The organism is Pseudomonas sp. ANT_J28 (assembly GCF_008370005.1).
Classification (GTDB): Bacteria; Pseudomonadota; Gammaproteobacteria; order Pseudomonadales; family Pseudomonadaceae; genus Aquipseudomonas; species Aquipseudomonas frigoris.
In genome coordinates, this window is sequence record NZ_VOBM01000045.1 from 44,767 (window position 1) to 53,241 (window position 8,475).

The window sequence follows — 8,475 nt, forward strand, 5'->3', positions numbered from 1 at the left end:
GCGCTCCACGGTAAGGATGTAACTGTCAGGCGGGTCAGTTCTATTTTGCGCATGACGGATAACGTTCAGTCCCGTACGAAAAGAGCGCGACGTTAGAGTGTTCATTGAGTCACCGCCTGATCGGCGGCGACGTAGGTAAACGTCGCTGTACCGTTTGCGCTGTCGGGAGGTGTGAGCCGAATGATCGGTACCACGATCTTCGGGTTGGTTGAATTATAGAAATCTCTTTGATTGTACTGAGCGTCGGCAAGACCCGCGTTAGTCCCACCAGCAACAAAGAAGAATGCCATGATCGGTAATGTGTTGGGGCGACCTGCTGTCCAGGTCTTGATCAGTACTTCGTTATGCTCGCTGAATCCCTTGGCACCCAGCAGGGATTTCGCTCTGACAGACTGATAGAACGCGGGACCCGCCAATGCATTGCGATCATCCTTGACGTCGAAACCACATGAGCGCTGGTTTGGAGTGCCACCGGGTAAATCCCATACGGCTTTCCATTGTTCAGCAGTGGTCACGCCGGCGTTATGGCAAATCTGGCTTTGAACGGGATAAGAAGGATGGGCGACGCAGACTGCCGTTACGTTTCGGGTCCAGGTCCACGCATCCATCGGGTACGAGCACAAATAGTCCAGGTCGATCTTGTCGGCGGGTGCTTCAAAGATGGGGTAAAGGATATAACCATTACCGTAGCCCCAGGCCAATCGTCCAAAGTTGGTATCCGCTCTCAGGTAAGAGAACGAAACACCACCACTTTTTATCGACGTGGGGCTGGGGTCCCATACTTTATATTGGTTGTTCGGGTCTTTTACCGTAACCCTGAGTGTGACACCCGAACACAGGAATGCAGGTTGTGAATCGGATTTATTGCAGTTGGTAAATTTTCTGCTGTAGAACGTATTAAGTTGTGTTGCGATGGTGGTCCCATTTTGCGTGCTGGCGTTGTTGATGGCGCCGATTTCATTTTCTGAATGTCGATCGAGATGGCTGCAGCCCGCTATTAAAGCGAATAAAAGAAATCCGATTATTTTAAGCATGACAATCCCCTGATGAAAACCGACACCGAATTGCCGGCTTCAATGGCACGTTTAATTTGTTTGCGCTATTTAAGTAGAGCAGCTCTGCATAAATGACGGCTATAAAGTAATTCTCAAACACCATGAGAAAATAATCGGTTCATTGGTGCCGGTCTTTTTAAGCGTGCAGTTGAACATGACCGGGAGGCCACTATTTTCAGTCAGCCACAACCGGGGGACCGCTATATTGGTGTAAGACGGTTGGATAATGTTGAGCTCTTCACTGTAGCGAGTGACTTTGCCAAACACTGCAAGGCGTACTTTGTAATCGCCATCCAATGTGGGGTAATACGCCCTGATGTTAAGTTTGTCTGAGGAAAGCGTGGGTTCTGGAAGGTGATGCTTTTGGCGGGTGACACTGATGCGTAAATCTTCAGAAGGCAAATCCTCGGTCGTACCTGGCAGCCTGACGGTGTAACTGACCTCCGCACCGGTACCAATACAATCAACAACTTCCATCCTCGGAATCAGAAATCTCAGGGTCTCCCCTGCATGGGTGACAGTTTGAATTTCACTGCCATACGTCGAGTTGCGCCCGAGCCAATAGACTTTGACAGTTTGCCCGTTGGCGGAACCGATGAAGTCGACCTCGACCGTTGCAAACCTGGCCTCATAGAAGTCTTTTTCAAAGTTTAATACGGTGCCGTTCTGTTCCTTGGCTTCCAGCACTTTTGGCGGTTTCAGATCCAGAACCGGTTGTTTAAGGTGCACATCTATGTAAGTCGTTTTCGACCAAATCGCCTGCGGGCCGGTAGAGTTTCCGATTTGATCGACGCCCCGAAAGCGCATTGCGAAACGAGAGTTATCTTTTTGGAACGCGTCTGCGAACAGCTTCAATACTATTGTGCCAGCGGCTGCTTGTGCCGCTGTCACAGTATGGAGGACCGTGTGGCCATCACAATCGAGAGTGATTGTGTCGTGCGCTCGCATATAAGGGTACTTGAGTGTGACATCTACCCCTTGAGCGGCGCGATTGGCATCGACACCCTTGTCAATAACATCGGCCGGAAGTGTCATTCCAAGGTCAGGATGGTCCCCGGATCCCGTTACTTCGCCGCCAGGGCGAGGGGTGTAAAACAGAGCGACAAGGTCTTCCGATGTTTCAGGTTCCTGACCGACACGTTTGACTTCCAAGCGAATCCGGTTGATACCGTCCTGCAGAAATCCACCAGGCAGATCCAGCGTGAATCTTTTGCCTACGTCGCCCGGCTTGATAGTTTCGGAGACGACAGGCGTGGGCAGGTCATTAAGCAATAGCTTTGCGGTGTCGTATTCGTCCATGTTGGTCCAAGGATCGACCAAAACTTGAACGCCGGCAGGTTTGACAAGGGACAGGTCGATGCCACCCTCGGGATCGTCCGGATGAATTACTGGCGTCGTCCACCCGGGTACCATCACCCGGTCTATCTTTAAAGTTTGGTTGCTCATGAGCGGCGATCCTTGGCTGTGGATAGTGAGCTTTCTCGTTCCATCAACTGCCGGATCATCAAACACCAACGGGCGAACGTCGGCTACTGTCACATTTGACAGGTAGAGGGGAATACTCCCCTTAAAAGTAACCGCTCGTCGTTTTCATCCATCGTTAATTGACGCCGCACGGCCGCTTTGTCGTACACAGGTGGCTGGCATCTGCCATGATTGATTCCCGTAGCACCGCTTCAACAAAGGAACACCGCAATGGACGACGTACAGCAACTGGGTGAGATGCTTCGCCATTACGCAGAAAGCGAAGCGCACAAGAAGCAACTGTTCGAGTCGCAATCGGCCGTGTGGGCGACGCGCATTGGTGAACTGTTCAATCAGATCCAGCAATGGCTGGAACCGGTCCAGGCACCGAATCTGCTGGAGGTGAGTCGCGAGGCGTATGTTGCCTCGGGGCCGAGCGTTCCGGTCGAAGCGTCGACCTTCAAGACCGAGAAGCTGTCCATTGTGATCGCCGGTAAACCGGTGGAATTTGTGCCGGATGTGATGGGTGCCGGTGGGCAGATTTCACTGGCCGTGATGGGCCTGACGGCCGCGCGGTACGGCAGCATTTCGCTCGTGTGCCTGCCGCCGTCCAGTAGCTGGCAATGGCGCAAGACCAATGGCTTGAAAGACCCGGATACCTTTGCCTTTGATGCGAACTTTTTGGCGCAGCAGTTGCAGAGCCTGATTCCCCGCGAGCGCAGCTGAACCCTCTGACCTGACACATAATCCTGTGGGAGCTGTCAGAGGTCGAGGTTGCGCCACCCCGGCTTCACCTCCTCCAGCGCCATGGCCTTCACCGACTTCCCCGTCGCCAACTCCACCTCACCGTGCTCGAAGGTCGACATCCCGTAGAAGGCCAGGGACAACACCAAAAAGCGCAGGATCGGGTCTGTGCGCAATTTATGCCAGGCCCCCGACAGGGTCATCATGCCGTTGATCATCCCGCCCCAACTCGGTGCCAGCAGGATCAGCGACATCGCCATGCCGAGCGACTGCGCCCAGTCCGGTAGCGCGGTGTAATGCAAGTGGTGCGGGCCGGCCCGGATGTACAGGGCGATCAGCGCCCAGAAGTGCACGATCGACAGCCGATAGGAATACACCGGCCGCCCGACCTGTTTCGGCACGAAGTAATACAGGACTTGAACCAGTCCACCGGAATCGCCAGGTGATTGACCATGTGTAGCATGGCGATCACCACAATGAACGCACCGAAGAACCAGTTGCCGACGTAGATATGTTTGGTCTTGCGTTGCACCACGGAGGTGAAAAACAGATGGCATAAGCGACTCAGACCACGGTCATCCACACCGCGCCGGAGAACTCGACCTCGGCGTATTCCTTGGTGGTGTAGCCCAACGGCAGGGTGATCAGCATCACCACGATCACCGATTGCCATCCCCAAAAAGTGAATGCCGCGAGCTAGTCCGAAAACACCCGCACCTGGCAGGTTCGCTGCACCGCGTAGTAACTGGCGGCGAATTGTGCGCTGCCGGCAAAACCGAAAATCACCAGGCTGGTGTGCAGCGGGCGCAAGCGGCCGAAGGGGGTCCATGGCAGGTCGAGGTTCATCTGCGGCCATACTAGTTGCGAGGCGATCCACACCCCCATCGCCATCCCCACGACACCCCATACCACGGTTGCCACGGCGAATTGGCGGACGACCTTGTAGTTTTAGGCCTGTCCTCATGGTCAATGCTTCCACGGTTGCAAAGTTTTGCCAGGCCACCCGGACTGGCATGTCGCCCACTGTAGAAACCCTGCCGGAAACAAAACAGACTCAGAAAAACCGAGCTTATGCGGATCAGATTTGAGGTGACCCTGCGGCCATATGCCACAACCTGATACGGTTTTTTACCGTTCAGGTGAATCTGTAACGTGCTGCGCCGCAGGTCCATAGTCGCTACCACAAGCACCGCCAAACCCGTAGCAGCTGTCGAGCACCGCGAGGCTGCGTTCGGCTGCGCAGCAGTCGCGAAATCAAGCGACTCGGTGGGTCAAGACGGTATCTACAGGGCATGTAGAGCGTGCGATCAATCCTGATGAGGTAGCCACATGTATCAGTACGATGACTATGACCGGGCCCTGGTCTTTGAGCGAGTCGCGCAGTTTCGCGATCAGGTCGAACGCTTCATGGCCGGGGTGGCGGCGGACGAAATGATCGACCCGCGGCCACTGGCGGAAATCCTGCGGCAGTGGTCGACCATCAACCCGGAATTCCTGTTCCTGCCGCGCAAGTTCAAGAACGCCATCTGCTCGGCGCAACAGGACCGGGCGGTGATCATGATGCACGACATTGGACTCTATCTTTACCCTGGCACCGACGGGCAAATGCTGCTGCGGGTCTACAACCGCCACGGTCGGCGCGACAACAAGTACAAGGCGCGGATCAAGACTCTGGTCAAGGCGCTGGGCATCGAAGCCTTTGCCCGGGAAGTGGAGGAGGAGTGGCAGCACCTCAAGGATGGCCCGGCGCAGTTGACCGACATCGAGTATGAGCGCGTGGCCAGTGCCTTCGTGCCACCGGATTACCGCGCACTGGCGGACACCGACCTCGACTTCGGCACACGCCTGTCCGAAAACCCGGCCTTCGCCGGATGGGTATCGCGCAACGTTCAGCCGCACAAAGTGCCGGGTTACGCCAGCGTGGTGCTGTCGACCAAACCGGGCATTGCCTCACCGCCGGATGATGTCACGGCCGAGCAAATGGAGGCGGTGGCCGACTGGTCCGAGCCGTTCGGTTTTGGCGAGATTCGCATCGCCCATGAACAGAACATTGTGTTGCTCGACGTGCCTAAGGCTGATCTCTACACACTCTGGAGTCGCGCCTGCGAACAGGGCCTGGGCTGAGTGCCAAAGGTGATCAAGTGGATCATCGCCACGTTCGTCAATTACCGCGAGAGCGAGAAAGTGTTCGTCGACACCTTGCAGCGCATCGGTCTGGAACCGTGTCAGGGAGGTCAACGATGAATGGCCGGCGGGTGCAGTGATTTTGCCGTTGGCCCGTGGGCTTGAAGGTCCACCGCAAAAGGGCGTGTGGTTGGGGCCGGACGATGAAGTGGAAAGCCTCAAGCCGTGGTTTTCACACCTGCCGCTGATTGCCCTCGACTTTCCGAGTTTCCGTGACGGTCGCGGTTACAGCCAGGCGTACTTGCTGCGCACTCGATTGGGCTGGACAGGCGAGTAGCGCGCGGTTGGCGACGTACTGCGCGATCAACTCAGCCACATGCGTCAATGCGGGTTCGACAGCTTTGCGGTACGTGAGGACAAGTCGGTTGAAGATGCGCTCAAGGGGCTGGCCGGGATGAGTGTGCTTTATGGGCGTTCGGTGATTGAGCCGCGGCCGTTGTTTCGACGGCGTTAGTAGGACGCCGGTGAGGACGGCGCATCCTGTAGAGCTGGATGCGCCGAGCGCTGTCAGTTGATGCGGACCAGAGCAGCTCGATCGCTTGGAGAAAGCTGATCAATTTCGAGCAGCGTCAGGCTTTTTGGCGCTTCACCAGGCAGTGGGTTGCCAAGATTGCCCGCAGCGTCGGCGGGAAGTTTGTACATCGCGCCAGTGAGTGGATCGACAACGAGCATGCCAATCACCCCCCCCAACAACAGGTTGCCCCAGTACCAGCCACTCATGCTGGTTTCCAGCGTAGTGCTGGTATCGGCATAACCTTCTTTCTTAAACGTGATGGTGTAGGCCTCACCTTTGAAGTAGCCACGACCTGAAGGCAGGGTAACGGTATTGGGCGTGGAACCGTTATGAACGATGACTCCGTCCTTGTTCTTGATGGTGAAGTCGGCACCGCTTGGAGTGCTCGATACGTTCACTGGGTATTTGCTGTCGCCAACGATGCTTGCACAGCCCGAAGTCAGCAGTGTGGCGGTCAGGGCTGTAACGGTGACAGCGTGCGGAGAGCTTTCATTGATGATCCTTGAGACCGGGATTGCCGTCATTGGCCGAGGTACGCTTCATGTCGCCTCGTTGTGAGTATTGGGGGCTGACTGCCCGGCGCGGACTCTAGCACTAATGGCAGTGAGCCATCATCCAGAATTTAAATTAATTCGGTGTAGTCGCACGCCTTGGGAAATGTTGTGTGGTGGCTCAAGGCATTTGTACTTGGGTCGATGATGGCACTTTGGTAGAGTCCGCATTTCATAAGGAAGTCGTACCGAAAGGAGTCTGGTTTGAGTGTGGGCAAGAAGATTTTAGGGTTAACCGCGTTTCTGCTGATGTTGACCCTGTGGGGCGGTTACTTTTATGTGTTCCAGGAAAACCGCGGCGGGCAGTTGGGTGGCGCGTTCGACAGTTACGCCTGGTGCGGCACGCCACCGGCCGCTGATGCGCTGTCGCTGGGCAAGGATCAGCTGACCCTGCGCATCACCAACAACCTGCGTGGCGAGTTCATGCTCAGCGGCGCGGTGATTGTTTCCGAGCGCACTTTCAACCGCTACGACCTGGGCCGAAACGAGCTGCGCTTGCGCCTGGAACCGCTGCAATGGTCTTACGGCGCCACGCCGATTTTTCTCGAACAGGTCAGGATCAAACCCCTGAGCCGTAACCTCGCGTCAGACAACAAAAGTGCCTACGCGGAGCTGGAGCCGCGACCGATCGGCGTACAGGGACGCGCCAGCGAGTTTCCCTTCGACACCTACCGCTACGGCTACAAACCGGTGCTGTATTACCTCAAGGGCAATGAGCGCATCGACTTGCGCTTTCGCCACATCACCACGGTGATGGAGATGTCGAACACCTTTACACCCATTCAGAAGTACAACCGGGCCGAGTACATCAACGAGAAAAACGCGTTGGTGCGTGACGAGGATTACAAGCCTTACGCCGTCAACGAATGTGCGTTCAGCGTCGAGCGCAAAGGCTCGTTCAAAGTGATCGTCTTGCTGTTGCTGCTGGTGATTTGCCTGCCGCTGATGCATGTGTTTTATCGCGACGAGCCGGGCATCGATTTTCTCGCCACGCTGGTGAGTATCGGGGCGATCCGGGTGTTTCTGGTCGGGCCGTTGCAGGACTTTCATCTGTACAACATCGACTTCCTGTTTGGCGCGGCGATTTTGCTGGTGGGGACGGTGTCGTTGATCAAGGCGATGCGGGCGAATAGTCGGCGGGAGTTGGCGTTAAAGAGCGGGTCGTCATGGTGAAGATGTGGGGTGTCATTTATATCCACCCCTTGGGGTTGTGGGTGGCTGGCCGCTGTTTATGCCTCGTAAAGCGACCTGGCTGCGATTCTCCAGAGCAAGACAGTTTGGACACTCACCAGCTGCCGTAAGGTATTCCAAACTTCTGGATATAGTGCTTAGAATTTTCACTCACGGGGTATGCATAACGGCCGTCATTCTTGCCTTGGCTTGGACCCAACGGCTCAATCTCTGCTTTGGCTTGCGCTACCTCGACGGGACGGTGGCATGAATCTCTGACCCATATCTGTACGACGCCACCGGGGGCCAGGCCCAGGTAGATAGAGGCCATGTACCGGGCCTCTTGTTCAGGGGTTGCCGGGCAGCGCTGCGTGATCGATGAACGCATAAGTTGTCTGGCCTGCTCGGGGATGTCCACCCAGACCTGGTAAGTCTGTGGCTCTACGATGGACTGCCAGCGCACGAAAATACGTTTGGGTAGATCGGCGCCGACCACCGCTTTTCCAGAGCCGCCGACGCCTCGCCAACCTTTGGCGGATTCTGTGCCGTCTTCTGGTTCGCCGCCCGAGGCCGAACCTGCGCCGGTGTGTTGAAACACCTTGCCACTTATGTCTTCTACGGAACTGTCCTCCACCCAGACCTTCATGTAGTGGGGTTCGGTAAACGTGAACGAGCCCCATGAAAGACAGGACACCGTTTCCCCCTTACGATAAGGGATAGGCAAACGGTTATGTTTATGACTAACAGCAACGATAAGAGTGGGGAGCTTTTGGGCCAGGAGCGGCGGCGCCGC

At 56.0% G+C, this 8,475-nt stretch carries 6 protein-coding genes and 3 pseudogenes; 4 read left to right on the forward strand and 5 right to left on the reverse strand.

What is annotated here, in order from left to right; all coding sequences use genetic code 11:
- Positions 1-101 precede the first annotated feature (101 nt).
- Together FQ187_RS24945 and FQ187_RS24950 are read right to left on the reverse strand one after the other, a co-directional pair.
- Positions 102-1,034 carry a halovibrin HvnC gene (locus FQ187_RS24945; protein ID WP_149631519.1) on the reverse strand — a complete coding sequence of 311 codons (933 nt, stop codon included), beginning with the start codon at positions 1,032-1,034 and terminating at the stop codon, positions 102-104.
- Between the two features lie 99 nt (positions 1,035-1,133).
- Positions 1,134-2,501, reverse strand: a complete 1,368-nt coding sequence (locus FQ187_RS24950) for a hypothetical protein (protein ID WP_149631520.1) — start codon at positions 2,499-2,501, stop codon at positions 1,134-1,136.
- Between the two features lie 249 nt (positions 2,502-2,750).
- On the opposite strand from FQ187_RS24950, the gene FQ187_RS24955 reads away from it, so the two are divergent.
- Complete coding sequence (locus FQ187_RS24955; protein ID WP_149631521.1) at positions 2,751-3,245, forward strand: hypothetical protein; 495 nt, start codon at positions 2,751-2,753, stop codon at positions 3,243-3,245.
- Positions 3,246-3,370: 125 nt separating this feature from the next.
- Here the strand turns inward: FQ187_RS24955 and FQ187_RS24960 are convergent.
- Positions 3,371-4,435 (reverse strand): annotated as a pseudogene (locus tag FQ187_RS24960) (cbb3-type cytochrome c oxidase subunit I); the annotation flags it as partial.
- Positions 4,436-4,592: 157 nt separating this feature from the next.
- Here FQ187_RS24960 and FQ187_RS24970 point away from each other — a divergent pair.
- Both FQ187_RS24970 and FQ187_RS24975 read left to right on the forward strand, forming a co-directional pair.
- Positions 4,593-5,384 (forward strand): annotated as a pseudogene (locus FQ187_RS24970) (hypothetical protein); the annotation flags it as partial.
- A gap of 43 nt (positions 5,385-5,427) precedes the next feature.
- Positions 5,428-5,901: pseudogene (locus FQ187_RS24975) on the forward strand (DUF934 domain-containing protein).
- Between the two features lie 53 nt (positions 5,902-5,954).
- On the opposite strand, the gene FQ187_RS24980 reads toward FQ187_RS24975, so the two are convergent.
- Positions 5,955-6,485 carry a hypothetical protein gene (locus FQ187_RS24980; RefSeq protein WP_218580711.1) on the reverse strand — a complete coding sequence of 177 codons (531 nt, stop codon included), beginning with the start codon at positions 6,483-6,485 and terminating at the stop codon, positions 5,955-5,957.
- Positions 6,486-6,716: 231 nt separating this feature from the next.
- Here FQ187_RS24980 and FQ187_RS24985 point away from each other — a divergent pair, with 231 nt between their 5' ends.
- Entirely contained in the window at positions 6,717-7,685 is a 969-nt protein-coding gene (locus tag FQ187_RS24985; protein ID WP_149631522.1) for a hypothetical protein, read from the forward strand.
- A gap of 112 nt (positions 7,686-7,797) precedes the next feature.
- Here FQ187_RS24985 and FQ187_RS24990 read toward each other — a convergent pair whose 3' ends face one another.
- Positions 7,798-8,406, reverse strand: a complete 609-nt coding sequence (locus FQ187_RS24990) for a DUF2931 family protein (RefSeq protein WP_256667425.1) — start codon at positions 8,404-8,406, stop codon at positions 7,798-7,800.
- Positions 8,407-8,475 lie beyond the last annotated feature (69 nt).